This window comes from Microbacterium sp. A93, assembly GCF_051842835.1.
The window spans coordinates 120613-147311 of the sequence record NZ_JBPXMT010000004.1 but is presented as its reverse complement, the minus strand read 5'-3'; the positions used below and the strand labels follow the sequence as shown (position 1 = coordinate 147311).

Sequence of the window (26699 nt, the reverse complement as noted above, 5' to 3'; positions counted from 1 at the left end):
CCTCGAGAATCTGCGCGACCGAGCGTCGCCGTTGTGGCCGAGAGTACTCCCCCGCCCGTCCGCGATCGATAGGCCCTCCGCGGTCGATAGGCTCAGGGTGTGAACCTCTTCGTCACCGTCCCCACCGCCCGCCTGGCTGAAAACATCGGCACTCTCCCCGAGGGCGTCGAACTTGAGGTCTGGGACATGAAGTCGCCAGCGCCGCGTGAGCGCATCGACCTCGCGGTGACGCCGTACATGGGCAGCTCGACGGTGCTCGGCAATCTTGCCGGCCTCGACATCGGACTCGTCCAGAGCCAGTCGATCGGATACGACGGAGTGGCGAATGCCCTTCCCACCGGCATCCCTTTCGCGAACGCCGCCAGTGTGCACGAGACGTCCACCGCAGAGATCGCTCTGGCGCTGACCCTTGCCGCGCAGCGGCAGTTCCCGCGGTTTGTGCTCGCTCAGCAGCAGGGCGAGTGGTCGCCGGTGTTCGCCGAGAGCCTCGCCGACCGCAAGGTGCTGCTGGTCGGCTTCGGTGGTGTCGGAGAAGCGATCGCCGTGCGGCTCGAACCGTTCGAAATCAAGCTGACCGTGGTCGCACGCACCGCACGCCCGGTATGGCACGAACGCCTCGGCCGGGTGCAGGTGCACTCGATCGAGGAGCTGCCCACTCTGCTCCCTGACGCCGAGATCGTCATCCTCGCGCTTCCCGGCGGAGCCGAGACGCATCACTTGTTCGGCGACGAGCTGCTCGCCCTGATGCCCGCCGGCGCTCTGCTGGTCAATGTCGGACGCGGCACACTCGTCGACAGCGATGCGCTCGTGCGCCAGAACGGACGCATCCGCGCAGCCCTGGACGTCGTCGATCCGGAACCGCTTCCGGCGGAGCATCCGCTCTGGAAGACTGACGGCGTACTCATCTCGCCGCACGTGGGCGGGGCATCCACCGCGATGAACCCGCGCATCGCCCGCCTGGTCCGCACGCAGATCGAGCGGATGCTGAGCGGTGGCGCGCCTGTCAACGTCGTGATCAACGACTGACACCGAACCGATTCGATCGGCGCCCTAGCGTTTCTGTAAGCGCTTGCAGTAGGCTCATCGCATGACAGAGCTTGAGCAGTCCGCCGCGCCCGGTTCCGAGTGGTGGCGCAGCGCCGTGATCTACCAGATCTACCCGCGTTCATTCGCCGATGCCTCCGGCGACGGAATCGGTGACCTGCCTGGCATCACCAGCCGTCTCGATGCGCTGCAAGATCTCGGCGTAGACGCGATCTGGTTGAGCCCGTTCATGACGAGTCCGCAGAAGGATGCCGGCTACGACGTCACCGATTACCGCGACGTCGACCCGATCTTTGGCACCCTTGCCGACTTCGACGAGATGCTCGCGCAGGCTCACGCTCGCCGCATCCGCGTTATCGTCGACCTCGTTCCGAACCACTCCTCCGACCAGCACGTCTGGTTCCAGCAGGCGCTAAAGGCCGCGCCCGGAAGCCCCGAGCGTGCGCGCTACATGTTCCGCGACGGCAAGGGCGAGAACGGCGAGCTGCCCCCGAACAACTGGGAGAGCGTCTTCGGCGGTGGCATGTGGGAGCGGGTGACCGAGGCCGATGGAAACCTCGGCCAGTGGTATCTCCACATCTTCGATGCGACGCAGCCCGACTTCGATTGGACCAACGAAGAGGTGCGTGAGGAGTTCCGCTCCGTCCTGCGCTTCTGGCTCGATCGCGGCGTCGACGGCTTCCGCGTCGATGTCGCCCACGGCATGATCAAGGCCGACGGCCTGCCCGATTACACGCCTCCGGCAGATGCCGGCTCGATGGGCGGCGTGGACGACGTGCCGTACTGGGGACAGGACGGCGTTCACGACATCTACCGTGACTGGCACAACGTGCTGGCCGAGTACGACGGCGAACGCGCACTCTGCGGCGAAGCCTGGCTGCCGACGCTCGAGCAGACCGCACTCTGGGTGCGGCCGGGCGAGATGCACCAGACATTCAACTTCCCGTACATGATGACCGAGTGGGATGCCGAGCGCATCGGCAGCGTCATCCGCGAGTCGCTGGTTCAGTTCGGTGAGGTCGGCGCGCCCAGCACGTGGGTACTGTCGAACCATGACGTCATCCGTCACGCTTCGCGCCTCGCACTCACCGCCGACAGCCCGCAGGGCGATGGGATCGGCCCACTCTCTGCTGGCAAGCCCGACCAGGCAACAGGATTGGCCCGCGCACGCGCAGCGACCACGGTGATGCTCTCACTCCCCGGCTCGTCGTATCTCTACCAGGGTGAAGAGCTCGGTCTTCCAGAGGCCATGGAGATCCCCGACGAGTTCCGTCAGGATCCGACCTGGTTCCGCACGAATGGTGAGCGCTACGGGCGTGACGGATGCCGCGTGCCCATCCCCTGGGAAGCGGATGCTCCTGCCTACGGTTTCAACGACTCCGGTGATGCGTGGCTGCCGCAGCCGGCCGAGTGGGCGGCATTCGCCCGCGACGTCGAGGAGCCGGATGCCACCTCCACCCTCAACCTTTACAAGGCACTGCTGCGCCTGCGTCGCGAACGCGCGCTGGGCACCGGTTCGCTGGTGTGGGAAGACCTCGGCACGGATGCTGTCGCGTTCCGCCGCGGCGACCTGCACGTGGCAGTGAACCTGAGTGATGCTCCGCTCGAGCTGGGCGAAGGCGTGACGTTCGTCGTGCAGAGTCAGGCTTTTGATGGCACCGCACTGCCGACGGACACCGCCGCCTGGTATCTGAAGGCCTGACCCCGCCACATGGTCAGCATCGATGAGGTCGCCAAGCTGGCCGGAGTCTCCACGGCGACGGTTTCGCGCGCGCTCAGCGGTCGCGGCTATGTGTCAGCAGTATCCCGTGAGCGAGTCCACGTAGCCGCGCAATCGCTCGGCTACGTGGTCTCGTCACGCGCATCGAGCCTCGCTTCCGGCCGCACCCGGAACATCGGCGTCGTCGTGCCGTTCCTGGATCGCTGGTTCTTCAGCACCGTGCTCTCCGGTGTCTCCAGCGCCCTGATGCGCCATGGCTACGACATCACGCTCTACAACATCACGGCGGATGCGGATGCCCGCAAGGACGTGTTCGAGACGGCGCTGCGCAGGCAGCGAGTGGATGCCGTGATCGCCGTGTCGATCGAACTCGACGAGGCAGAGACCACGCGGTTGCTCGCGCTCGGGCTGCCCGTCATCGCGATCGGTGGCCCGAATCCGAAGCTCGACACCCTCACCGTCGACGATTTCGCCCTCGCCCAGCTCGCCACTGAGCACCTACTGGGCCTCGGTCACACCGAGATCGCGCATATCGGTGCGAACCCAGAGTTCGACATCGACTTCCACATCCCCACCAATCGCCGCCTCGGTTTCGAGAAGGCATTGGCGGATGCCGGGATCACCCTGAACCCCGCCCTGCTCGAGCCAGCGGACTTCACGGTCGAGGGCGGCTATCGCGCCTGCAAGCAGCTGCTCGGGCGCCCGGGCGCCCGCCCGACGGCGGTGTTCGCGGCATCCGATGAGATGGCGGTCGGCGCCATCCTCGCCGCACGTGACCTCGGCTACCGCGTTCCCGAAGATCTGTCGGTGATCGGTATCGATGGCCACGACCTGGGCCGGGTCTTCCGCCTCACCACTGTCGACCAGTTCCCGTTCAAGCAGGGCGAGCGGGCAGCAGATGCCGTGCTCGCCAGGTTGAGCGCGGATTCGACCACCCCTCAGGAGCACGAGGCACTGCCCTTCGAACTGCGGGTTCGCGGGACGACCGCGCGACGCTGACCCGCACCGTTCCCGCGGATCAGGCGGTTCCGCGGATCAGCAGGTTCCGCGGATCAGGCGGGCGGGAAGCCGCCGCTCAGCCGGCCGTGGAACATTCCGCTGGCGTCGTTGAGCCCCACCAGCTCGACGGACTTGCCGTGCTGTGCGTACTTGGTCTGAATTGCGTCCAGTGCGGCGACGGTCGACGCGTCCCAGATTCGCGATCGTGACAGGTCGATGACGACACGGCCCGGATCGTCGGCATACTCGAACTGCGTGGTCAGGTCGTTGCTGCTGGCAAAGAACAGCTGGCCGTCGACGACGTAGTGCGCAGTGTCGCCCGCCACCGTTCGGACCACCGTCACGAAGTGTGCGACCCGCCTGACGAACAGCACGGACGCCATGAGCACCCCGGCGATGACCCCGATCGCCAGGTTGTTGGTGATGACAACCGCGAGCACGGTGACGAGCATGACCGCGGTCTCGCTCTTCGGCATCCGCTTCAGAGTCGACGGACGGATGCTGTGCCAGTCGAATGCCCCGATCGCGACCATGACCATGACGGCGACGAGCGCGGCCATCGGAATCGTCGAGACGAAGTCGCCGAATACGACGACGAGAAGGAACAGGAAGATCCCGGCGCAGAACGTCGAGATGCGGGTGCGCGCGCCGGATTCCTTGACGTTGATCATGGTCTGGCCGATCACGGCGCATCCGCCCATGCCGCCGAAGAACCCGGACAACATATTCGATACGCCCTGCGCCCAGGCCTCACGCGTCTTGCGAGAGTGCGTGTCAGTGATCTCGTCGACGAGCTTGGCCGTCATCAGCGTCTCCATGAGGCCAACCACGGCGACAGCGAGCGCGAATGGCGCGATGATCGTGAACGTCTCCCAGGTGAGCGGCACATTCGGGATGAAAAGCTCGGGGAGGCTCTGCGGCAGCTCGCCCTGATCGCCGACCGTCGGCACCCTGATCGCGAAAACCATGACCACGGCGGTCACGATGATCACCGAGATCAGTGGCGCCGGGATGATCTTGGTGATCTTCGGCATGAAGATCATGACGACGATGCCAAGCGCCACCAGCGGATACACCAGCCAGGGCACGTTCAGCAGGTGCGGCACCTGCGAGCTGAACACGAAGATCGCCAGCGCGTTGACGAACCCGGTCATGACGCTGCGGGGGATGAAGCGCATGAGCTTCGCGACTCCGAGCACAGCGAGCAGCACCTGGAACAGCCCGGCGAGCAGGATGGTGGCGATGAGGTAGTCCAGGCCGTAGGCCGGCGCCACCGGAGCGACGACCAGTGCGACGGCACCGGTGGCCGCGGTGACCATTGCCGGACGTCCACCGAGGAACGCGATCGACACCGCCATGATGAATGACGAGAACAGGCCGACCTTGGGGTCGACTCCGGCGATCACCGAGAACGCGATGGCCTCGGGGATGAGGGCGAGACCGACCACGAGCCCCGCGAGGACTTCGCGCGTCAGCATCCGCGGGTTCTTCAGAGCGGTGAGAACAGACGGATTCGCGCGATAGCGGGCGCGATCGTCAGCGGCAGTGGTCATGAAGACTCCAGAGGTGAACGCCCCGACCGGGGCAGATCCACTGTAGCCGGGGAACGATCCGCGTTCAGGCGACCACGAAACCGGTGCGTAGCAGCACCTCATCCCGCGAACTCGGGCCCACCAGCAGCTCGAACTCTCCTGGTTCCACGACTCTGTTGCCTGCGGCGTCCACGATCGTGCAGTCCGCGACGGGCAGATCGATCCGCACCCGGGCGCTCTCTCCCGGCGCCAGTGCCACTTGGCGGTAGGTCTTGAGCTCCTTGTCGGCCCAGCTGACGCTGGTGATGGCGTCCCGTACGTACACCTGCACTGTCTCGATCGTCGGACGCTCACCGGTGTTCGTCACCGTCACCTGTGCGACGACGGTGTCGGATGCCGCGAGCGTCGCCTCTTCGACCACGAGATCGGAATACGCAACCGTCGTGTACGACAGACCCTCACCGAACGCCCATGCCGGCGACTGCGTGAGGTCGGCGTAGCGGTCACCGTGCTGCCCGCGGATCTGGTTGTAGTAGGTCGGCTGTTGACCGGCATGCCTGGCGAACGAGATCGGCAGACGGCCGGTTGGTTCGGTCACACCCGTCAGCAGCTCGGCGATCGCGCGTCCGCCCTGCATGCCCGGGTTCGCCACCCACAGCACCGCCGCGGCACGCGAAACGGATGCCGGCAGCACGAGCGGCTTCGACGCGAGCAGCACGACGATCACCGGCTTACCGGTCTCGATCAGTGCGTCGAGCAGGGCGATTTGCCCGCCGATTAGTTCGAGCGTCGCGGTCGAGCGGCCCTCGCCGTAAAGGCCCAACGCATCGCCGACGACAGCGATGACGGCATCCGCAGACTCGGCCGCCGCGACAGCCGCAGCGATCTGATCGGCATCCGGTGCGCAGGGCGACACGACCGGAGGCCGAGGCTGGCCATCCGGCCAGGTCACGCCGCGTGGGTCGGGTTCGAGAGTGAGGATGTCCGCACCGCGTGCGTGCACGACCTCCCATGGCGCGATCTCGCGCAGACCGTCGAGCACGGTCGTGATCATCTCGCGTGGCTGTCCGTCGAGCCAGCCGGCCTGACCGGAGCCACCGGCCCAGTCGCCAAGCTGTTCCTGCGCATCATCCGCGAGCGGCCCGACGACGGCGACGCGCTTCACGGTCGCTGGCGCAAGTGGCCCACCAGGCGCAGCCGGCGCAAGTGGCAACGTACCGTCGTTCTCCAAAAGCACGAGCGAGCGGCGGGCGACCTCGAGGTTCAGCTCCGCGTGCGCGGCCGTCCCGACGAGCTGCTCGACAGCTTCGACAGGAAGCCGCGGGTTCTCGAAAAGGCCGAGCTCGAACTTCAGCGTCAGGATCCGCTCGACAGCAGCGTCGAAGGAGTTCTCGTCGAGCAAGCCCTGGGCGACAGCATCCAGCGCACCTTCGAAGAAGGTCGGCGTATTCATGACCATGTCATTGCCGGCTTTCACCGCGGCGGCGGCGGCGTGCGCGATGTCGGGCTGCACGTGCTGTTCCCACACCATTCGGCCGACGTTGTCCCAGTCGGTGATGAGCGTGCCGGTGTAGCCCCACTCACCGCGCAGCACGTCGTTGAGCAGCCAGTCGTTGATCGTGATCGGGACGCCGTCGGTGCTCTGATATCCGAGCATGAAGGTGCGGCATCCTTCCCGTGCGACGCGCTCGAACGGTGGCAGGAACCACGAACGGAGCTTGCGGCGCGAGATGTCCGCCTCGCTGGCGTCGCGTCCGCCCTGGGTCTCGGAGTATCCGGCGAAGTGCTTGGCCGAGGCGAGAATCGCGGTCGGGTCGTCGAGCCCTTTGCCCTGATATCCCCGCACCATGGCGGAGGCGAGTTCGCCGATGAGGAACGGGTCTTCGCCGAACGTCTCGTTCACGCGCCCCCAGCGGAGGTCACGGGCAATGCAGAGCACTGGTGAGAATGTCCAGTGGATGCCGGTGGCTGCCACCTCGACCGCGGTTGCACGGGCGACGCGCTCGATGAGCGAAGCGTCCCATGAAGAGGCCATTCCGAGCTGGGTCGGATAGATCGTCGCACCCGGCCAGAAGGAGTGGCCATGGATGCAGTCTTCCCCGACGATCAGCGGGATGCGCAGCCGCGTCTGAGCGGTCAGCTCGTTCGCGCGCAAGAGACGCTCCGGAGAGGTGTGCAGAATCGATCCGACCGAGCGGCGCAGCACATGATCGTCGAGATCATCGCGCGCGTCGAGCTGCAGCATCTGCCCGATCTTCTCCTCAAGCGTCATGCGCCCGAGGAGGTCGGCGACCCGCTCCGGGATGGGCAGATCGGCGTTCAGGTAGGGGACGGTTCTCAGTGTGGGGTGTGTCATCACTTCTTGATCTCTGTCATGGTCTTCAGGGAGGATTCGGTGCGCACGACGGTGACGGCGTCGTTGACGTCGAGCCCCTTCTTCTTCATGGCGCGGGCGCGTTCGCCGGCGGAGCGCAACCGCGGATTGACGTATTCGTCGATGCCGAAGTTGATCAGCGACAGGGCGACGCCGATGGCTGCGATGCAGAGCCCCGGAGGCATGTACCACCACCACTGATTCTGACCGAAGGCGCCCTGCGCCGAGGCCCAGTTCAGGATCGTGCCCCAGTTGTAGGTGGTCATCGGGATCACCCCGATGTACGACAGCGTCGTCAGCGCCAGAATGGCGGCAGTCACCGTGCCGACGAAGCTCGCGGCGATCAGTGCCATGAGGTTCGGCAGCATCTCGACGGTGATGATGCGGCGCAACGGCTCTCCGTTGGCGCGAGCGGCCTGGACGAAGTCTCGGTTGCGCAACGACATGGTCTGCGCGCGCAGCACGCGCGCTCCCCACGCCCATCCGGTGAGCCCCAGCACCCCGGCGATGAGCACCAACGGCGGGTCTTCGAACAGTGAGGAGACGATGATGATCAGTGGAAGGCCGGGAATCACTAGGAACACGTTGGTCAGCGCCGACAGCGCCTCGCTCTTCCACCCGGAGAGGTAGCCCGCGATCACACCCACGGTGATCGCGATGAGGGTTGCGATGAGAGCTGCGAGGAAGCCGACGACGATGACACCGCGGGTGCCGTGGATGACCTGGCTGAGAACATCCTCACCGATATGGGTCGTCCCCAGCCAGTGAGCTGCGGAGGGCGGCTGCAACCGGGCCGAGTTGTCAATCTTCGTCGGCGAGAAGGGTGCGAGCACATCGGCGAAGATCGCAACAAGCACGAAGAACGCGAGGATCGACAGGCCAGTGATCGATTTCGCATTGCGGAACATCGCGAAGGCGCTGGCGGTCTTCGTCAGGAATGTAGTGATGGTCATCGCTCAGGCCTCCGTCTGGCGCGTACGCGGGTCAAGGAATGCGTAGGCGATATCAGCGAGGATGTTCGCCACCAGCACCGACAGGGTGAGGACGAGGAAGACGCCCTGCATGAGCGCGTAGTCCTTCGCGTTCGTGGCATCCAGAAGAAGCTTGCCGACGCCGGGATAGCTGAAGACCATCTCCATGACGATCGTGCCGCCGACGATGAAGCCGATCGACAGCGCGAAGCTCTGAATCTGCGGCAGCACGGCGTTGCGGGCGGCATACCGCCACAGCACACGCCGGTTCGGCATGCCCTTCGCCTGCGCGACAGTGATGTAGTCCTCATCGAGAACGGTGAGCATCATGTTTCGCATCCCGAGCATCCATCCGCCGAGCGAGGCGATGACGATGGTCGCTGCGGGAAGCGTGCCGTGGTGGATGACCTGGCCGATGAACTCCAGGTTCCAGCCGGGCACCATCCCGACGCCATAGGCCTTGCCGATCGGGAACCAGCCGAGGTTCACCGAGAAGACGGCGATCGCGAGCAGACCCAGCCAGAAGTAGGGGATGGTGCTGAGGAACGTGGTGATCGGGATGAACGCCTCCAGGCGGCTGCCCCGGCGCCATCCGATGATCGCGCCACCGATCGTGCCGATTGCGAAAGAGACGATCGTCGCGAAGCCGACCAGCCCGATCGTCCACGGCAACGCCTGGCTGATCACCTCGGTGACTGGGCGCAGGCCATGCAGCAGCGAGACGCCGAGGTCTCCATGCAGCAGCAATCCCCAGTAGTCCAGGTACTGCTGGAAGAGGCTCTTGTCTGTGTCGAGGCCGAGCAGGGCACGCAGCGCGTCGGCCGCTTCCGGGGAGACGTCCCGGTTGCGCGCGAGGTACTGGGTGACCGCATCGCCCTTCATCATGCGGGGCAGGAAGAAGTTGATCGTGAGAGCCGCCCACAGCGTGAAGAGGTAGAACGCGGCGCGTCCGCCGAGGAAGCGCCACGGGATGCGCGAGCGACCGGCGATGACCTTCGTCGCCGTGGTGCCGATCTCGACGGCGTTTACGCTCTCATGCTGTTCGGCGAGAGGGGCCTGGGGTTCAACGGTGGTCATCGTGCACCTCCGAGGGTGTCGGCGAAGAATCGCTCAGGGTCGGGGGATGCGGCGCGCAGCTCCTGCGTGTACGGGTCCTTCGGCCGCAGGATGACATCATCGGCCGGGCCGTGCTCGACGACGCGACCCTGGTTGAGCACCATGATCTCGTCACTGAAATGGCGAGCGGTGGCGAGGTCATGCGTGATGTACAGCACGCCGAGTCCCTCCTCTCGCTGCAGGTCGGCGAGCAGGTTCAGCACTCCGAGCCGGATGGAGACGTCGAGCATCGACACCGGTTCGTCAGCGACGAGGATCGAAGGATGGGATGCCAACGCTCGAGCAATCGCGACGCGCTGACGCTGCCCGCCGGAGAGTTCGTGTGGACGGCGATCGATCACAGTATCCGGATCCAGCCGCACGCGCTCGAGCAGGCGGCGCACCTCGGCCTCGGTCTCGTCCTTCGGCACGACGGCGTCCAGACGCAACGGACGCTCCAGGTGATACCGGATCGAGTGGTACGGGTTGAGGGAGGCGAAGGGGTCTTGGAAGACCATGCGCAGCTGCTGACGGTACGTGCGCAGACCCTTGCCGCGACGCGGGATCGGGGCACCGTCGAGCAGCACCTCGCCGCTGGTGGGCCTCTCCAACTGAGTGAGGATCTTCGCGATCGTCGACTTGCCGCTGCCGGACTGGCCGACCAGGCCCAGGGTGCGCCCTGACTCCAGGGTGAAGCTGACGTCGGAGAGCGCGGTGATCTGACCGGCACCTCGGACGTTGTAGATCTTCGTGATGTTTCGGACCTCGAGAATGCTCATCGGAGGACCACCCCCTTCTCTCCGGTCAGGCGCGGGAACGACGACAGGAGCGTACGGGTGTACTCGTCCTGCGGGGCGTTCCAGATGCGCTCTGCGGTGTCGAGCTCGACGATCTCGCCTTCGCGCATGATCGCGATGCGATCGCTGATCTCCAGCAGCAGCGGGAGGTCGTGGGTGATGAAGATGACCGAAAAGCCGAAGGCCTCGCGCAGCTGCGAGATCTGACGCAGAATCTCGCGTTGGACGAGCACGTCCAACGCGGTCGTCGGCTCGTCCATCACCATCAGCTGCGGTCGCAGAGCCAGCGCCATCGCGATCATCACGCGCTGGCGCATGCCGCCGGATAGCTCATGCGGGAAGGAGCGGATGCGCTGCGCGCCCACCTTGACGATCTCGAGCAGCTCGATGACCGCCTCACGGTGCTCCCGCCTGCTCATGCCTGGGCGATGGATCTCGAAGACGTCCCCGAGCTGGGAGCCGATCGTGGCCACGGGGTTGAGCGCGTTCATCGCCCCCTGGAACACCATCGAAATCTTGTCCCAGCGGAACCGTCGCATCTGCTCGGCGTCGAGGGTGCCGACGTCGATGTCATCACCCATTCCGTCGTGGAAGGTGACGGAGCCGCTCGTGATCACAGCGGGCGCCTTGAGCAGGCGCTGGATGCCGTAGGCGAGGGTGGTCTTGCCGCATCCGGATTCTCCGGCAAGGCCGAGAATCTCGCCGCGCTGCAGTTCGAGGCTGACGTTCTTCACCGCCGCCACGGGCGGGTCCACGTCGTACACGACCGAGAAGTCGCGTACGGAAAGAAGTGGGTCTGACATGGGTATCACTTTCATGCTCACCGCACCCGCGAGACTTCACGTGTGTCACGGAATCCGAGGGAAACGGTGACACACGCGAAGTCTCGCGGGAGGGTTTAGGACGCGGGGGTCAGTGCCGTCAGGATCTGGACGATGCCCGGCTGAGTCGGGTCGGCCGAGGCGTACTGATCACTCTCGGTCGGCCATCCGACGTAGTTGCGGGTGTTGTACTGACCCAGCAGAGGGTGTGAGCCGAGCGGGATCGCCGGTACGTTCTCAGCGAAAGCCGTCTCCATCACCGTCAGGGCGGCTGCACGATCCTCATCAGAGGACGCGTTCGCGTAGGTGTTCAGTGCCGCGGTGACCTCCGGGTCGTCAAAGCGACCGAAGTTGAACTGCGCCTTGCCGTCGACGATCCACTTGGGGTCCATCGTTGAGGTGTAGAGACCGTAGGCGTTTCCGGTGTCCTCGAGCCAGTGGATGATCGCCTGGAACGTGCCCTCTTGGCGTGCGGCATCCCAGCCGCCCCAGTCGGGCTGGTCGATCTTGACTTCGATGCCAAGCCCCTCGTCAAGCTCTTCCGCGATGAGGGCCTGCTCGGTGTTCCAGTCGCTCCATCCGGCAGGGACCGAGATCGAGAAGGACACTGCCTCGCCGTCGGGGTCGATCAGGTCTTCGTCCTTCCAGGTGTAGCCGGCATCCGTGAGGATCTGCTTCGCCTTGTCGATGTCGACGGAGTAGTCAGCGCCCTGGTACTCGGGAATGATCTCGTCTTCGAGCAGGGATCCGAGTCCCGTCGCGTTCCAGATGACCTCGCTCGCGCCCTCACGTGCGATGTCGACGTAGGCCTGACGATCGATCGTCCACGCCAGAGCCTCGCGAAGTGCCGGATCGTTGAACGGCTTGGTCTGCAGGTTGAAGAACAGCGTTCCTGCACCGGCCGTCGATGAGACGAGGTAGTGGTTGTCCTCGTCGACGGACAGATAGCTTGCTTCGATCTGCGGGATGAATGCCTGTGCCCAGTCTGCTTCGCCGGATGCGAGCGCGGTCGTGAGTGCAGCGTTGTCGCCGTAGGAGACGTAGTGCAGTTCGGGGACCGCGAGCTCGCCACCCCAGTAGTCCTCGTTCGCGGTGAGGGTGACCGACTCCGTGGTCCAGCTCGATAGCGCGTAGGGGCCGGTGCCGACGGCGAGCCCGTCTGCAGTGAGCGGGTCGGTGTTGGGGTCTTCGATGTTCTCCCAGATGTGCTTGGGGACGATCGGCGTGTGCAGCACGCGTGCCTGGGCGGTGTACTTCGAGTCGGCGAACTTCAAGGTGATGGCATCGCCGTCGACGGTCGCGCCCTCGTAGTGCAGGCCCTGGGAGTCGGCGAGTTTGCCGCTGAGGAACTGGTCGAAGGTGAACACGATGTCATCGCCGGTGAAGGGCGTGCCATCGCTCCAGTTGACGCCGCTGCGGGGCACGACGGTGACCTCGGTGTAGTCGTCGTTCCATTCGACCGATTCGGCCAGCCACGGGGTGGTGGCGAGGTCGCCAGTCGGGTTGACGAGGGCGAGGGGCTCGAAGATCACCTTCGCGTAGCCGTACTTCGAGGCGGAGGAGTCGCCGAGGTAGGGGTTGTGCGATTCGGTGGTGATCGCGCCGTCGGGCTTGGCGATGGTGAGCGCCGCACCGCTGGGGTCGTTCGAATTGGAGCCGTCGGACGACGGCGAGGAGCAGCCGGCGAGGACGCCAGTGCTGAGGGCGGCGATCGCGCCGATGGCGATCAGAGATCTGCTGAGCTTCATTGCTTCTCCTTGGACACGGTCTTTGTGCAGGGGCTTTACTTACTCACGAGAAAGTAAACTTTAGTGAGATTACCTACAAGTAAGTAAGCTTTGCAAGTCACCATTACCAGACCGTTACACTCGCCCCAGGAGGATGCCGTGGCCACCGACCCAAAAGAGACGACGCGAACGCGCCCCGCCACGCTCGAGAAGCGCACCGAGATCCTGAAAGCCGCGATCGACATCTTCGGCAACAAGGGCTCAACGAACGGCACCCTCTCCGACGTCGCGGAGCAGGTCGGGCTGACGCACGCCGGCGTGCTCCATCACTTCGGTTCGAAACAGAACCTGCTGCTCGAGGTGCTCGCCTTCCGCGACCAAGACGATGTCGCCGAACTGCTCGAAAAGCACATCCCCGGCGGGGCCGAGCTGTTTTTGCACCTGGTTCGCACAGCTTTCACCAACGCCCAGCGGCCTGGCATCGTGCAGGCGTACACGGTGCTGTCCGCTGAGTCTGTGACCGACGACCACGCGGCGCGCAGCTTCTTCGAGGAGCGCTACACGACTCTCCGCCATGAGGTCTCGACTGCGTTTCACGCGCTGTGCGTCCAGCAGGGCGTGGCAGAACCAGACACTGTGTCCGCGGCATCCGCCGCCATCCTCGCGGTGATGGACGGACTGCAACTGCAGTGGCTGCTGCATCCTGACATCGTCGAACTCGGCGAAGCGAGCGAGTTCGCGATCCGTGCGATCGTGAACGGCGTTCTCCGCCCGGGGCCGGAGTTGGAAAGTTACGTTCGCGCAGCGTCCTGAGATGAGGACACCACAGCCCCTCCCGCAGATAGAGTCGAGGCCATGAGCATCGACCTTGAGGCGCTGTACATCGATCTGCACCAGCATCCGGAACTGTCGTTCCAGGAGACACGCACCGCGGGCATCGCCGCCCAGCATCTGCGCGATCTCGGACTCGAGGTCGAAGAAGGTGTCGGCATCACCGGGGTCGTCGCTCTGCTGCGCAACGGCGATGGTCCCGTGGTCTGGGCACGCGCAGACATGGATGCTCTCCCCGTCGAGGAGCAGACCGGGCTGGCCTACGCGAGCACCGCGACCGGCATAGATCCTGCCGGGCACACCGTGCCCGTGATGCACGCATGCGGCCACGACATGCACGTGACCGCAATGGTCGGCGCCGTCGAAAAGCTCGTCGCCGAGCGCGGCGAATGGTCAGGGACACTGGTCGTGCTCATCCAACCGGCCGAGGAGTATGGTGCGGGCGCGCGGGCGATGCTGGATGCCGGAATCCTCGACCGCTACCCGAAGCCCGACATTGTGCTCGGCCAGCACGTCACTCCGTTCCCGGCCGGAATCATCGGCGTGCGCAGCGGCACGCAGATGGCGGCATCCGATGGCCTCACCGTGACCCTGCATGGCCGCGGCGGGCACGGCTCCCGTCCGCACACCACCATCGACCCGATCGTGATGGCGGCGGCCACCGTCATGCGGCTGCAGACGATCGCATCCCGCGAGATCGATCCCAAGGACGTGGCGGTCGTCACCGTCGGCTCGATCCACGCCGGGCTCAAGAACAACATCATCCCGACCGAGGCGACGCTCGAGCTGAGCCTGCGCTACCCCAACGACGAAATGCGCAAGAAGGTGCTCGCGAGCGTCGAGCGCATCGTCCGCGCAGAGGCTGCGGCATCCGGCGCTGAGCGCGAGCCCGAAATCCGCACCGATCACACTCTCCCGGCGACGATCAACGACGAGGACGCGACCTCACGAGTGGTCACCGCGCTGACTCACGTGCTCGGCGAAGGATCCGTGATCGATCCGGGCATGTTCACCGGCAGTGAAGACGTGTCCTGGTTCGCTCGGGATGCCGGCGCACCGCTGGTGTTCTGGTTCTGGGGCGGGCTTGATCCGGCAACGTACGCCGCCGCAGTGGCCGGTGGCACCGTCGACAGCGACATTCCGACGAACCACTCGCCGTTCTTCGCGCCGGAGATCCACCCGACCATCGAGATCGGCGTGACAGCGATGTCCACGGCCGTGCGGGAGTTCTTGGCCTGAGGCACCGTCGAAAGAGCAGACCAGGGCCGCTTGCCTGGCTGCTGCACACCGATCGCCTCGAAGGAGATGCGATGACCGACCCCGAGATCCGTACGCAGACGCTCGAGTACCACCCGGCGGAAAGCGACGCTAGAAAGGTGTTCGCACGGTCGGGGCTCGAGTACCTCCGAGCGATGGCCACTGGTGCGGTGGCGTATCCGCCAATCGGCAGCCACATCGGCCTGCGCGTCGTGAGCGTCGAAAACGGCGACATCGTGATGACCGCCGAGCCTAACGAGTCGCACTACAACCCGCTTGGCTCCGTCCAAGGCGGTTTCTTCGCCACCATCCTCGACGCGGCGTGCGGCTGCGCCGCCCACTCGACGCTGCCGGCTGGTGTCGGGTACACGAGCCTCGATCTCAAGGTCTCGTTTCTGCGGCCCGTGACCGCCGATACCGGCACGGTCACCGCGCACGGCTGGGTAACGAAGGGCGGCCGGAACGCGGCATTCACCGAGGCTGACCTCCGCGACGCGGCTGGACTGATCCTGGCCACCGCGTCGAGCACCTGCCTCATCGTGCGCCTCGACGTTCCGCAGACCTGAGCGACGGCCGTGCGAGAGTGCTTGGGCTGTGCCGTCGGCTAAAGAGCTGCCGAGAACACACAAACCGTCCTTCCTGCTAGTCCGGAGGGACGGTTTGTGTGTTCTCGATCGACGAACGCCGCTACACCTTCATGACGCGGGGCGGGGGCGGATCCAGTTGCCGCCTGGGCACGCCGTGCGCCTCTCGGTGCAGGCGTTCCATGCGGCTGTCGAGCTCGCTCGCCGCATCCGCGGCGTCCGCCAGGCTCTCCACGAGATGCGAAGGCACCCGGTTCGAGAACTTGTAATAGATCTTGTGCTCCAGGCTCGCCCAGAAATCCATCGCAATCGTGCGGAACTGCACCTCGACGGGAACCATCAGTGGCCCGGTCGACAGGAACACCGGCACTTCGATGATCACGTGCAGGCTCTTGTAGCCGTTGGCCTTGGGCTCTTTGATGTAGTCCTTCACCGCGCGCACTGTGATGTCATCCTGCTCGGTCAGCAGATCGAACAACTGGTAGACGTCGGCGACGAAGCTGCACGTCACGCGAACACCGGCGATGTCGGTGATCTCCTTGCGGATACGTGCGAAGTCCGGCTCTTCGATCCCCTTTCGGGCGACCTTCTCCACGATGCTGTCGGGCGTCTTGAGCCTGCTCTTCACATGCTCGATCGGGTTGTAGGCGTGATCGTGCAGGAACTCATCTCGCAGGATCGAGATCTTCGTCTCGACCTCGCGCATCCCGAACTCGTACTCGCGCAGGAAGCGCTGGAACTCGTCTCGGAGTTCGCGGGCCTGATGGATGTCGTCTTCGCTGACCTGAAGGGTCGTCATGAGACCGACGTTACGCGGCCGTGTTCAGAACACGCTGTGCGTTTCGCTGCGAGCGGATGCCGAGCATCAGCTGAGAGCGCAGCGACTCTGGATCGTCAGCCGCAGTAGGCCATCCGAATTGCCACGCAGGCTTCCCTGCTGGATCGCGCTTGTCTCATCGCCGTAGAGGAGGTTCGTGCCGGCCGCGCGATCCCGGGTGAATCCGTCCGCAACCCAGGCGCTGAGGATAGCCTCTTCGCTCGCCACGTTGTCGCCGGTGCGGATCTCGATCCTGACGGCCGCAGCACTGCCGCCGGTCTCGCACGCGACGAAGTCGATCACGATGGCATCCGCCCCGGAGACCGGCTCGGCGTCCGCGAAGACAACCGGACCAGTGGCGGCCTCGAGGCTGCGATCGAGCCGATCGCGTACGGCGGCCTCGATCTCGGTCGTCGTGAAAGTCGGCGCAGGAGGAGCGAGTATCTCGAGATCCCCCGGCACCGGTTCCTCGGCATACGCGAGACCTGCCTCGATCTCCTGCCCCAACCCGACCGTGGCGCCGAGAGCGAGGATGCCGACGCTCAGCCACAGCCCACCGGCGAACACGAGTGGCGCGACCCAGCGCCGCAGCATCCCGCCGATCGTCGTAATCAGTGCAAGGCACGCGAGGGGTGCGAGCAGAGTCAGCGCGAATGTCCGCGTCTCGCGGTAGCCGTCCACCTGCGCAAGCCACATCTGCGGTGTCAGATCGTCCGGATCCCAGGGCGTAGCGAACACCAGTGCGCCGAACACGATGAGAAGCGGAATGGCGCAGACGACCCATCCGCCGATGAGCGTCAAGGTAGCGACCGCCGAATGGGGTGCGTATTCCCAGGTCGATTCGGTTGGCGCCATGCGTCGACGCTAGACAGGAAACCTGCGAGAGCGCCGACCGGAAGCTCACGCCGAGGGTGCGAGCGCCAGGTTGTCAGCGCCTGGCCGCCACCAACGCCGCCTCGGTGCGGGTGGCGACACCCAGCTTTCGCAGGATCGCAGACACGTGCACGCTCGCAGTCTTCGCGCTGATGAAGAGCCGCTCTCCGATCTGCCTGTTGCTGAGGCCCTCGCCCACCAGTGCGAGCACCTGGCGCTCACGGGTCGTGAGTTCGAGCTCGTCGGTCATACGCTCGCTGGCAGTGATTCCGCTCGCCAGCCCGAACGCTGCGACGCTCTCCCGAAGTGGCACGTGTCCAATTGCCGTTGCCGCTTTCGACGCATCTGCCAGCACAGCCTGAGCGCCGCTTCTGTCACCCGTCGCGACGAGCATCCGCGCCAGTTCGAGACGGGTGACGCCGCGCATTGTCGCCGGGATGTCGTGCTTCTCGGAGACGTCGATCGCCGCACGCAGCGCGTCGATCGACGGGTCGAGCATCGCGTCGAGGATCGTCGCCCAGTCGTCAGAGCGCACGGTGTCAGGCAGTTCTGACCAGAGGCGGCGTATCGCCGGGTGCTCGTACATGGTGCTGACTCCTCCTCGGCGCTTCGTTTTGATGCGCTGAGTCAACATTCCGCTCTAAGGCACCCGCCTGACATCGGGCAGATGCCCTATTTCCGCGCGGGCGGATGCCTCAGACCGCGGCCATCGCCGCGGCGATGAGCACCTCAGCGGCCCCACGCGCCTGGGCCGCAACCCTCGGATCCGAGGAGATCGCAGCCGTGCTCTGCGCACCTTCAGCGAGGATCGACAACTGCGCGGCAAGTGCATCAGGAGCGCCGATCTCGGCGACGAGTCCGGCCATGTACTGCTGGAACGACGCTTTGTGTTCGCGGACGATCTGAGCGATCTCGGGCGTCGTGCCGCCGAGTTCGCCGAACGCGTTGATGAACGCGCATCCGCGGAAGTCGTCGGTGCAGAACCAGCCCTCCAGAAAGTCGTACACGGCCAGCAAGCGCGCGCGTGGATCGTCGCCAGCGACCGCCACGGCGCCGGTCAGCAAACTCTCCCACTCCTCATGCTTGCGCGCGAGGACGGCGATGATGATGTCGTTCTTCGACGGAAACAGCGTGTAGACGCGCTTCAGCGAGACGCCCGCGGCGGTGCGCAGCTCGTCCATGCCGACAGCCGCGTATCCCTTGGCGTAGTAGAGCCCCTCTGCGGCGTCGAGGATGCGCTCGCGAGCTTCTTCCGAATTCATTTCTCCATCCTACTTGACACGAGAACGATCGTTCTCTATGTTTGGACTCATCACTGGAGAACGCTCGTTCTCTTCCGCAAGCGAAAGGCATGATCATGGGAAACATCACCGTAGGAACCGAGAACAGCACCGCCATCGAGCTCTACTACGAAGATCAGGGCTCCGGCCAGCCGGTCGTGCTCATCCACGGCTACCCGCTCGACGGACACAGCTGGGAGCGCCAAACCCGCGAGCTGCTCGCAAACGGTTACCGCGTCATCACCTACGATCGCCGCGGCTTCGGCCAGTCATCCAAGGTTGACAGCGGATACGACTACGACACCTTCGCCGCAGATCTGAACACACTGCTCGAGACCCTGAACCTTCGCGACGTCATCCTCGTCGGCTTCTCGATGGGCACCGGAGAACTCGCCCGCTATGTTTCCCGCTACGGACACGAGCGCGTCGCGAAGCTCGCCTTCCTCGCCTCACTCGAGCCATTCCTCGTGCAGCGCGACGACAACCCAGAGGGCGTACCGCAGGACGTGTTCGACGGCATCGCCACTGCCGCCAAGGGTGACCGCTACGCCTGGTACACACAGTTCTTCCAGAACTTCTACAACCTCGACGAGAATCTCGGCACGCGCATCAGCCCGGAGGCCGTCACCGGCAGCTGGAACGTTGCGACCAGCAGCGCCCCCGTTGCCGCATACGCGGTCGTCCCGGCCTGGCTCGAGGACTTCCGCGGCGATGTCGAGGCCGTTCGCGCGAGCGGCAAGCCCGCACTGATCCTGCACGGCACCGGCGACAACATCCTGCCGATCGATGCCACCGCCCGACGTTTCCACAAGGCTTTCCCCGAAGCTGACTATGTCGAGATCGAGGGCGCCCCGCACGGACTGCTGTGGACCCACGCCGACGAGGTCAACGCTGCGCTGGCTGCGTTCCTGGCCAAGTAGGGCCGCACATCGGCATCCCAAATCAGGAAGATGCCCCGAGATCAGGACGTTTCTGGACGAATCGTCCTGATCTCGGGCGTTGCTCCTGATTTCGGGTGGTTAGATGACAGCCGCTACGGCGTCATCCGGTCCGTCCGCGCACCGCGCCCGACACCGTTCACAGTCAGCAGGGTGCCAGTATCGGTGAACTCCTGCAGGATCTCGTTCTGCTGCTCGGATCCTTCGCGATGGGTGAGCAGGCTCACCACCACCGCAACGATCATCGCGCAGATGAATGCCGGCAGCAGCTCGTACATCTCCGGCCACATGGCCTTCCAGATGAAGACACCAGCAGCACCGACGAACATGCCGGCCAGCGCACCCCAGTTGGTGAGTTTGCGCCAGAACAGGCTGAGCAGGATCAGCGGACCGAACGCCGCCCCGAAGCCTGCCCACGCGAACGAGACCAGCCCGAGAATCGTGTCATTGGGCACGATCGCCAGCAGCCCGGCGATGATGGCGACGCCAAGCACGGTCATCCGCCCGAGCGTCATCAGCAACTTGGGCGAGGGCTCCTTCTTGACGATCTTGAAGAGGTCTTCCACGAGCGCGGAAGAGGCGACGATCAACTGGCTCGAGATCGTGCTCATAATCGCCGCGAGCACCGCTGCCAGCACGAGACCGGCGACGAATGGGTGCAGCAGCGTCTGCGCCATCACCAGCACGACCGTCTCAGCGTTCGCGAGGTCGATGCCCTGGTGTGCCATATAGGCGATGCCGACGAAGCCGGAGAACACTGCGCCGGTCAGAGAGATGATCATCCAGCTCATGCCGATACGGCGTGCCGCCTTCGCCTCACCGGGGTTACGCAGCGCCATGAACCGCACGATGATGTGCGGCTGGCCGAAGTAGCCAAGGCCCCACGCGAGCGACGAGATGATAGCCAGAATCGTTCCACCGGTCAGAGCCGTTCCGCCAATGAGCGAGATGTGGTTCGGGGCGAGGTCTTCGACGTAGGTGGCCACTTCGCCGAAACCGCCGACGGCGATGATCGCAGCAATCGGAACGACGATCAGGGCGATCAGCATCATCAGCCCCTGCACGACGTCGGTGAACGAGGCTCCGAGGAAGCCGCCGAACAGGGTGTACAGCAGTGTGATGCCCGCGACCAGAACCATGCCGAGCAGGTAGTCGGAGTTGAACGAGCTCTCGAAGAAGAAGCCACCGGCGACCATGCCCGAAGAGATGTACAGCGTGAAGAACACCAGGATCACGACGCCGGCGAGGATGCGCAGCAGCCGTGACGAGTCACGCAGCCGGTTCTCGAAGAAGCTCGGAATCGTGATCGAGTTCCGCGACACCTGTGTGTACGCGCGCAGGCGCGGGGCCACGAGCAGCCAGTTCAGATACGCGCCGATAGTGAGTCCGACGGCGATCCACGCCTCGATGAGTCCGGAGAGATAGATGGCTCCTGGCAGCCCCATGACGAGCCAGCCGGACATGTCGGATGCTCCGGCGCTGAGCGCCGCGACCCACGGGGGCAGGTTTCTCCCGCCGAGCATGTAGTCCTCGTGATCGGCCGTCTTGCGAAATGCAATGTAGCCAATGATGAGCATGGCCGCGAAATACAGCCCCAGTGCAATGAAGATGAACACTTGATCGGACATCGTCGTCCCTTCGTATTGATCGGTGCAGTCACTCGATCCTGGCAGGGCCAGAGGCCGGGGGCCAGCCCTACCCGATGGTGACCGTCAACGCCTTGCTCGTACTGACTCCGGCGGAGTTCACGAACTCGACGCGGTACGTATACGTCCCGGCCGTCCGATCGGTGACCGGCACCGAGACGCGCTGCGCGGCCGGGGTCTGCGAGGAAAGCGCCCCTTCGGCCAGCAGCACATCGTCCTCGAAGAGGCGGTAGCCGGTCGCGTTCGTGCCCCACCACATGTTGGCAGTGACCGTGTAGTTCCCGTCGCGATCCCGATTTTCGGCCGAGAGGACCGGCACCCCGGGGGCGGCATCCTTCACCGTGACGGTGACGGACTGCACAGCGGTCATGCCGCGCGAGTTCACGAGCTCTCCGGTGTAGACGTAGCTGCCATTCGCCTTGCCGCTCACGGCGATCTGTGCCGTCTGCGCTGCGGTGCCGCCGTACGTCAGCGGCACGGTCGCGATCTGCTCGCCGTTCTCGAACAGACGCAGCTTGGTGGCGTTCTGCCCCCACCACAGATTCATCGTCATGGTGAAGTCACCGTCGAGCAGCCCGGTGTCGTGTCCGTTGTCGTGCGACAACACCCCGCGGGCCGGCGCGGCCGGCGCGTCATCGAACAGTACGAGAGCGTCGAGGGCAGCGTTCAGCTCCTGAAGCGCACCCGCCACCGCCTCGTCATGCGGGTTCGCCGCGGCGAGCACGATGTCCGCGCGCTCGATCGCGCCTTGTAATCCGGCCGTCGAATCAGCAACATACTGCGCCGGATCGATCGCAGCGGCGACATCCCGCCGCGCACGCAACTGCGTGGTGTCGGCGCCAGGTTCCGGCATCTGCACCAGCTCGAAGTCGTCCATCGTGCCCCACGCGCCAGCGGGCAATGCGCCCGTCAGACTCAGCGTTGCGACACCATCGGCACCGACGTGCACTGCCTCGGTGGTCGGAGTCGACCACGCACGCCATCCGTCGAGCGTGAAGGCGACCGGTGTGCCTGTCTGCTCCGTTGTCGCCAGCGAAAGTGTGACGTTCCCGTCGGTACCCTCGCCGTCGCCCTGCAACGCGGCGCGAGCGACATAAGCGCCCTCCGGCAATCCCGTCACCGTCTGCGACAGCTCAAAGGAAAATGCGGATGCCGCGTAGAAGTGCGCCGAGTAGGACCCACCGTGCGGGTCATCCCAGGAACGCAGCGTCAGCCCAGCCCCGGTCACCGCCCACATGCTCGTGTCTGACTCCTCGAATCCGGGATTGAGCAGAAAGTTGTGCGCGGTAACCATGATCGTGGCGGATGCCTCAAGACCGGCGCCCGTTCGCCCGACGACCGTGTAGTTTCCGACGCCCTCGATGTACTGCACGGCCTCCGGCCACGTCACCGCCTGCTGCTCGGAGGTTCCATCGCTGTACTGCACAGTGACCTCACCGGGCAGCACCACGGTGTCGCCCTCGGTGAGTTGCAGTGCGACCGGCTGCACCGACTCGACCTGTCGGGGAGCTGTGGCACCGGTGCGCACATAGGAGAAGATGTTCAGCGCGTCGGATGCTGTGCCATCGAATCCGAACAGTGCCTGGTTCTCCCATGCTGATCCACCGAACCACTGACCGGCGTCATCCGGTTCGTATTCGCCGGCAAAACTCGACGCCCACCCGGATCCGTCGCGCTCCCACAGCACGCGGTTCTGTTCGAGCTGTTCCGCAGTGCCGACGGGCAGCCATGCCGGCTCCCAGTAGAAGACACCGATACCGGCATCTCCGACGTCGGCCACTGCCTGCACGACCGCGCGTACGGCATTCGCCTGACCCTGCACGCTCACCGGGTACTGCGTCGCTTCCTCTGGCAGGTCGATCACGTTGCCGTGGCCATCACCGTCTTCAAGCGTGAACGCCCACGAGGTTTCTGCGACCATGACCTTCTTGTCATAGGTGTCGGCGATGTCCTTCAGTACTGCGGTGAGGTTCGTAGGTGTGCCGTGCCAGAACGGGTAATACGACGAAGCGAAGACGTCGTAGTCAACATCGCGCAGATCCAGCTGCGCGGCGACATTCGCGTAGAAGCCCGCCCGCTCTGGGTTGGTGAAGTGAAGGGCGACCAGGGCATCCGGGGCTTCGGCACGCACCGCGGCAGAGCCGGCGGAGAATACCTTCGACATGTCGTCCCAGCCGCGCACTCCGGCCACGCCGCTGTTCGTCTCGTTACCGATCTGCACCATCTGCACATCGACTCCTGCTGCGACCATCCGGCGCACGGCGTCGCTGGTGAAGACACCGACCTGCGCAGCGACCTCGTCGGCGTTCAGCCCTTCCCACGCCTTCGGCACCTGCTGCTTGGCTGGGTCTGCCCAGAAGTCGGAGTAGTGGAAGTCGACGAGCACGCCGAGTCCGGCATCCGTCGCTCTCTGGGCGATCTCGATCGCGCGGTCGACGTCCACGTCACCGCCGCCGTAACCGTTCCCTGATGCATCGAAAGGGTCGTTCCATACCCGCACGCGCACGTCGGTGATATCCGCAGCGGCGAGGATCTCGAACAGGTCGCCCGGCGCACCGTCGGCGTCACGGAAGACAACGCCAGACGCTTCCAGCGACAGCACGGACGAGACGTCCACACCGCCGATGAAGTCGCTAGGCAGATTCTCGACCCGTGGCACGGTGATCGTGGCCTCGACCGGCTCGGAGGCAGCACCAGCGGTGACACCCGCCGCGGGTATCGCAATGCCGATCATGGCGAGTGCGGTGACAGTGGAGAGAGCTGCCGAAAGTAAGCGGCGTGTGCGACGGTGCATGACGACCTTTCGAGGATGAAGGAGACGAGCGAATGCCGGGGACTACCCCTTGACGGAGCCCTGAGTGAGCCCGCCGACGATGTACTTCTGCAACGAGAAGAACAGTGCGAGCACCGGGATCGCTGCCATCACGACTCCCGCAGCGAACAGCCCCCAACGTGAGGTGAGCTGGTTCGACACCCACTGGTACATACCGACCGCGAGCGTCCAGTTGTCCTCGCTGGTCAGGATGATCTTCGACAGGATGAAGTCGCCGAAGCAGGCGAGGAACGACAGCAGCGCGACAACCGCGAGGATCGGCACGACCAGCGGCATGATCAGCTTCCAGAAGATCTGCGCGTGGCTGGCGCCGTCGATCTTCGCGGACTCATCAATCTCGATCGGAATCGTGTTGAAGAACCCGTACATGAGGAAGGTGTTCGCACCCAACGCGCCGCCGAGGTACACACAGATCAGCGCGAGCTTCGAGTTGATGCCGAGCGCCGGCACGACCTCGCCGATCGTGAGCAGCATCAGGAAGATGGCGATGAATGCGAGTGCCTGCGGGAACATCTGCACAACCAGCAGCGTCGTCAGGCTCACGCGCCGCCCTGTGAATCGGAATCTCGAGAACGCATACGCCGCGGCGGCCCCCATGACCACCGAACTCACCGCGGTGATGACGCCGATCAGCAAGGTGTTGCCGAACCACACCCAGTATCGGGACTCACCCAGTGCGATGTAGTTCGATATACCAACGATGGCGAACAGGTCGTTACTTGCCGCGAGGCTGCCCTTGGGATTGAGCGAAGCCGAGAGCACGTACACGAGCGGGAAGGCGGCGAAGAACAGCACGACGGCCGCAAGGATGTACTTCCAGCCGACCTCAGCCCACCATCGACGCCGCCTCGCGCCGGCTCGAACTGCCGCGGCATCCGCTGAAGAACCTGTCACCACTGCTCTGGTCTGCGTGGACATCACTGGTACTCCTCGAGTTTGCGGGTCTGGCGGAAGCTCAGCGCCGAGATGATGCCGACCACGATGAAGGCGACGATCGACAGTGCGCTCGCGAGACCGTAGTCAGAGGCACCGCCGGAGACGCCAGAGACGTCGTAGATCGCCGACACCAAGATGTCTGTCGAGCCCAGTGCGTACGGTGCTCCCGGTATCGCCGGTCCGCCGTTATTGAAGGTGTAGATGACCGTGAAGTTGTTGAACGCCACCGCGAACGAGGCGATCAGCAGCGGCGCCGTCGACACGAGCAGCAGTGGCAGCACGATCGAGCGGAAGCGCTGCCAGCGGTTCGCGCCGTCGATCTCTGCCGCTTCCAGCGTGTCGCCTGGCAACGACTGCAGTGCACCCGTGCACACCAGGAACCAGTAGGGATAGCTGAGCCAGACGTTCACGAAGATGACCGCGGCTCGGGTGAGCCATGGATCACCGAGCCAGTTGATGTGGGCGCCGAAGAGGAACAGGTCGTTGATGATGCCGAACTCGGCATTGAACATGCCGCGGAACAGAAGTGCGGCCATGAATGCAGGGAAGGCGTACGGCAGGATGAACAGCGCCCGCAGTATGCGACGCCCCTTCACCCGCGGATCGTTGTAAACCATCGCGAGACCGAGACCGATGGCGAAGCTCAGCCCGACCGACAAGATGGCGAACGCGAACGTCCAGATCGTGACACTGCCGAGTGTCCCCGCGAGCGCGGAGTCGGTGAACAGCGTGAGGAAGTTCGCGAACCCGACATTCACGTACCAGCCGGTGGGCAGCGCGGTGCCATCCTCCGCCACGAATGAGCCATCGTCGGTCGCGGCGTAGACGGTGCCGCTGGTGGTATCGGTGATGGCCTGCGCATCGGCATCCCACACCAGCGTGGACTCGTAGATCGCTCCGGATGACCCGTCACGTGTACGCACGGAACCGTCGTTCGCGTCATCCGAGACGGGGACTCGAAGGTCGTTGATCTGCGCCTGCAGTACAGAGTCGGTCAGCACCGTGGCCCGCGGAATGACCGTCCAGCCCGGCACCTCGCCGGGTGCGCCGGTGCTGCTGAGATCGGCACCGGATGCCTCGGAAAGAGGCTCGATCGCAGAGCCGACCAGTACTTCACCGTCGTCTGTGGCGATCGCGAAGCCCAGTTCGTCTCCGCGCTGTACGACCGAGAGCGGGTAGGTGGGCGAGTCATCGACCCGACGCTCGCCCTGGATGAGTGCCGCCTCAACCGCCTGCTCCTGCGAGCCGATGTGACCGGTGCCGTAGTTGGTGAATGCGATGTACGCCGTGTACCCGAAGATGAATACCTGAAATATGAGCAGGAAGATCAATCCAGGCAGCAGGTACTTCATCGGCAGCGCACGCTTGCCGAAGTAGACGATGTCGACGACGACGACGAGCAGCACGACGACGCTCAGCACGACCCATGACTCGGCGCGCCACGCGGAAATCGCCGTGAGGATGCCGAAAGCGTTGACCAACGCCATCAGCGCCAGCTTGATCATGAATCCCCAGCCGGGGCCGCGCCAGCGTTTGGCGTGGGATTCACGCAGCGGTGCCCGCTCGGTCTGAGCGGTCTCGGTCGGTGCCTCAGTCGACATCCATCACTCCTTCTTGAAGGTCG

At 64.8% G+C, this 26699-nt stretch carries 22 protein-coding genes; 7 read left to right on the top strand and 15 right to left on the bottom strand.

What is annotated here, in order from left to right; translation table 11 throughout:
- Positions 1–99: 99 nt before the first annotated feature.
- The 3 genes from ACSU1G_RS11650 (at position 100) to ACSU1G_RS11640 (ending at position 3763) form a co-directional block, all read left to right on the top strand.
- Positions 100–1026 (top strand): 2-hydroxyacid dehydrogenase, encoded by a 927-nt coding sequence (locus tag ACSU1G_RS11650; RefSeq protein WP_439280112.1) that lies wholly within the window; start codon positions 100–102, stop codon positions 1024–1026.
- Between the two features lie 61 nt (positions 1027–1087).
- Positions 1088–2746, top strand: coding sequence for a glycoside hydrolase family 13 protein (locus ACSU1G_RS11645; RefSeq protein WP_439280111.1), 1659 nt, complete (start codon positions 1088–1090; stop codon positions 2744–2746).
- Positions 2747–2755: 9 nt separating this feature from the next.
- The gene (locus tag ACSU1G_RS11640; protein ID WP_439280110.1) at positions 2756–3763 is read left to right on the top strand and encodes a LacI family DNA-binding transcriptional regulator; all 1008 of its coding nucleotides are present in this window, start codon (positions 2756–2758) and stop codon (positions 3761–3763) included.
- A gap of 53 nt (positions 3764–3816) precedes the next feature.
- Here ACSU1G_RS11640 and ACSU1G_RS11635 read toward each other — a convergent pair whose 3' ends face one another.
- The 7 genes from ACSU1G_RS11635 to ACSU1G_RS11605 all read right to left on the bottom strand — a co-directional run bounded on the left by ACSU1G_RS11635 (position 3817) and on the right by ACSU1G_RS11605 (position 13101).
- Positions 3817–5316, bottom strand: coding sequence for a SulP family inorganic anion transporter (locus tag ACSU1G_RS11635; protein ID WP_439280109.1), 1500 nt, complete (start codon positions 5314–5316; stop codon positions 3817–3819).
- Between the two features lie 64 nt (positions 5317–5380).
- The gene (locus ACSU1G_RS11630) at positions 5381–7651 is read right to left on the bottom strand and encodes a glycoside hydrolase family 3 N-terminal domain-containing protein (protein WP_439280108.1); all 2271 of its coding nucleotides are present in this window, start codon (positions 7649–7651) and stop codon (positions 5381–5383) included.
- Positions 7651–8622: an ABC transporter permease gene (locus tag ACSU1G_RS11625; protein ID WP_439280107.1), complete on the bottom strand. Its 972-nt coding sequence runs from the start codon at positions 8620–8622 to the stop codon at positions 7651–7653. Before ACSU1G_RS11625 ends, ACSU1G_RS11630 begins: the two co-directional genes overlap by 1 nt.
- A 3-nt stretch (positions 8623–8625) precedes the next feature.
- Positions 8626–9717 carry an ABC transporter permease gene (locus ACSU1G_RS11620; protein ID WP_439280106.1) on the bottom strand — a complete coding sequence of 364 codons (1092 nt, stop codon included), beginning with the start codon at positions 9715–9717 and terminating at the stop codon, positions 8626–8628.
- Positions 9714–10514, bottom strand: a complete 801-nt coding sequence (locus ACSU1G_RS11615; protein ID WP_439280105.1) for an ABC transporter ATP-binding protein — start codon at positions 10512–10514, stop codon at positions 9714–9716. Before ACSU1G_RS11615 ends, ACSU1G_RS11620 begins: the two co-directional genes overlap by 4 nt.
- Entirely contained in the window at positions 10511–11335 is an 825-nt protein-coding gene (locus ACSU1G_RS11610; protein ID WP_439280104.1) for an ABC transporter ATP-binding protein, read from the bottom strand. Before ACSU1G_RS11610 ends, ACSU1G_RS11615 begins: the two co-directional genes overlap by 4 nt.
- Positions 11336–11430: 95 nt before the next feature.
- Entirely contained in the window at positions 11431–13101 is a 1671-nt protein-coding gene (locus tag ACSU1G_RS11605) for an ABC transporter substrate-binding protein (RefSeq protein WP_439280103.1), read from the bottom strand.
- A 138-nt stretch (positions 13102–13239) separates the two neighbouring features.
- Between ACSU1G_RS11605 and ACSU1G_RS11600 the strand changes: the two genes are divergently transcribed.
- The 3 genes from ACSU1G_RS11600 (at position 13240) to ACSU1G_RS11590 (ending at position 15734) form a co-directional block, all read left to right on the top strand.
- On the top strand, positions 13240–13893 hold the full coding sequence (locus ACSU1G_RS11600; protein ID WP_439280102.1) for a TetR/AcrR family transcriptional regulator: 654 nt from the start codon (positions 13240–13242) through the stop codon (positions 13891–13893).
- A 42-nt stretch (positions 13894–13935) separates the two neighbouring features.
- Positions 13936–15150, top strand: a complete 1215-nt coding sequence (locus ACSU1G_RS11595) for an amidohydrolase (RefSeq protein ID WP_439280101.1) — start codon at positions 13936–13938, stop codon at positions 15148–15150.
- Between the two features lie 71 nt (positions 15151–15221).
- Positions 15222–15734, top strand: a complete 513-nt coding sequence (locus ACSU1G_RS11590) for a PaaI family thioesterase (RefSeq protein ID WP_439280100.1) — start codon at positions 15222–15224, stop codon at positions 15732–15734.
- 121 nt (positions 15735–15855) lie between these two features.
- Here the strand turns inward: ACSU1G_RS11590 and ACSU1G_RS11585 are convergent, their stop codons facing one another.
- The 4 genes from ACSU1G_RS11585 to ACSU1G_RS11570 form a co-directional block, all read right to left on the bottom strand.
- Positions 15856–16551 carry a GTP pyrophosphokinase gene (locus ACSU1G_RS11585; protein ID WP_439280099.1) on the bottom strand — a complete coding sequence of 232 codons (696 nt, stop codon included), beginning with the start codon at positions 16549–16551 and terminating at the stop codon, positions 15856–15858.
- 66 nt (positions 16552–16617) lie between these two features.
- Complete coding sequence (locus ACSU1G_RS11580) at positions 16618–17424, bottom strand: hypothetical protein (protein WP_439280098.1); 807 nt, start codon at positions 17422–17424, stop codon at positions 16618–16620.
- Positions 17425–17497: 73 nt separating this feature from the next.
- The gene (locus ACSU1G_RS11575) at positions 17498–18028 is read right to left on the bottom strand and encodes a response regulator transcription factor (RefSeq protein WP_439280097.1); all 531 of its coding nucleotides are present in this window, start codon (positions 18026–18028) and stop codon (positions 17498–17500) included.
- 109 nt (positions 18029–18137) lie between these two features.
- Positions 18138–18704 carry a TetR/AcrR family transcriptional regulator gene (locus ACSU1G_RS11570; protein ID WP_439280096.1) on the bottom strand — a complete coding sequence of 189 codons (567 nt, stop codon included), beginning with the start codon at positions 18702–18704 and terminating at the stop codon, positions 18138–18140.
- A gap of 95 nt (positions 18705–18799) precedes the next feature.
- Between ACSU1G_RS11570 and ACSU1G_RS11565 the strand changes: the two genes are divergently transcribed.
- Positions 18800–19642, top strand: coding sequence for an alpha/beta fold hydrolase (locus tag ACSU1G_RS11565; RefSeq protein ID WP_439280095.1), 843 nt, complete (start codon positions 18800–18802; stop codon positions 19640–19642).
- 113 nt (positions 19643–19755) lie between these two features.
- On the opposite strand, the gene putP is transcribed toward ACSU1G_RS11565, so the two are convergent.
- From putP to ACSU1G_RS11545, 4 genes are all read right to left on the bottom strand, one after another.
- A complete protein-coding gene (gene putP, locus ACSU1G_RS11560) occupies positions 19756–21288 on the bottom strand; it encodes a sodium/proline symporter PutP (RefSeq protein WP_439280094.1) in 1533 nt (510 codons plus the stop codon).
- A gap of 67 nt (positions 21289–21355) precedes the next feature.
- Positions 21356–24100, bottom strand: a complete 2745-nt coding sequence (locus tag ACSU1G_RS11555; protein WP_439280093.1) for a glycosyl hydrolase 53 family protein — start codon at positions 24098–24100, stop codon at positions 21356–21358.
- Positions 24101–24142: 42 nt separating this feature from the next.
- Positions 24143–25057, bottom strand: coding sequence for a sugar ABC transporter permease (locus tag ACSU1G_RS11550; protein ID WP_439280092.1), 915 nt, complete (start codon positions 25055–25057; stop codon positions 24143–24145).
- The gene (locus ACSU1G_RS11545; protein ID WP_439280091.1) at positions 25057–26676 is read right to left on the bottom strand and encodes an ABC transporter permease subunit; all 1620 of its coding nucleotides are present in this window, start codon (positions 26674–26676) and stop codon (positions 25057–25059) included. Before ACSU1G_RS11545 ends, ACSU1G_RS11550 begins: the two co-directional genes overlap by 1 nt.
- Between the last annotated feature and the right edge of the window lie 23 nt (positions 26677–26699).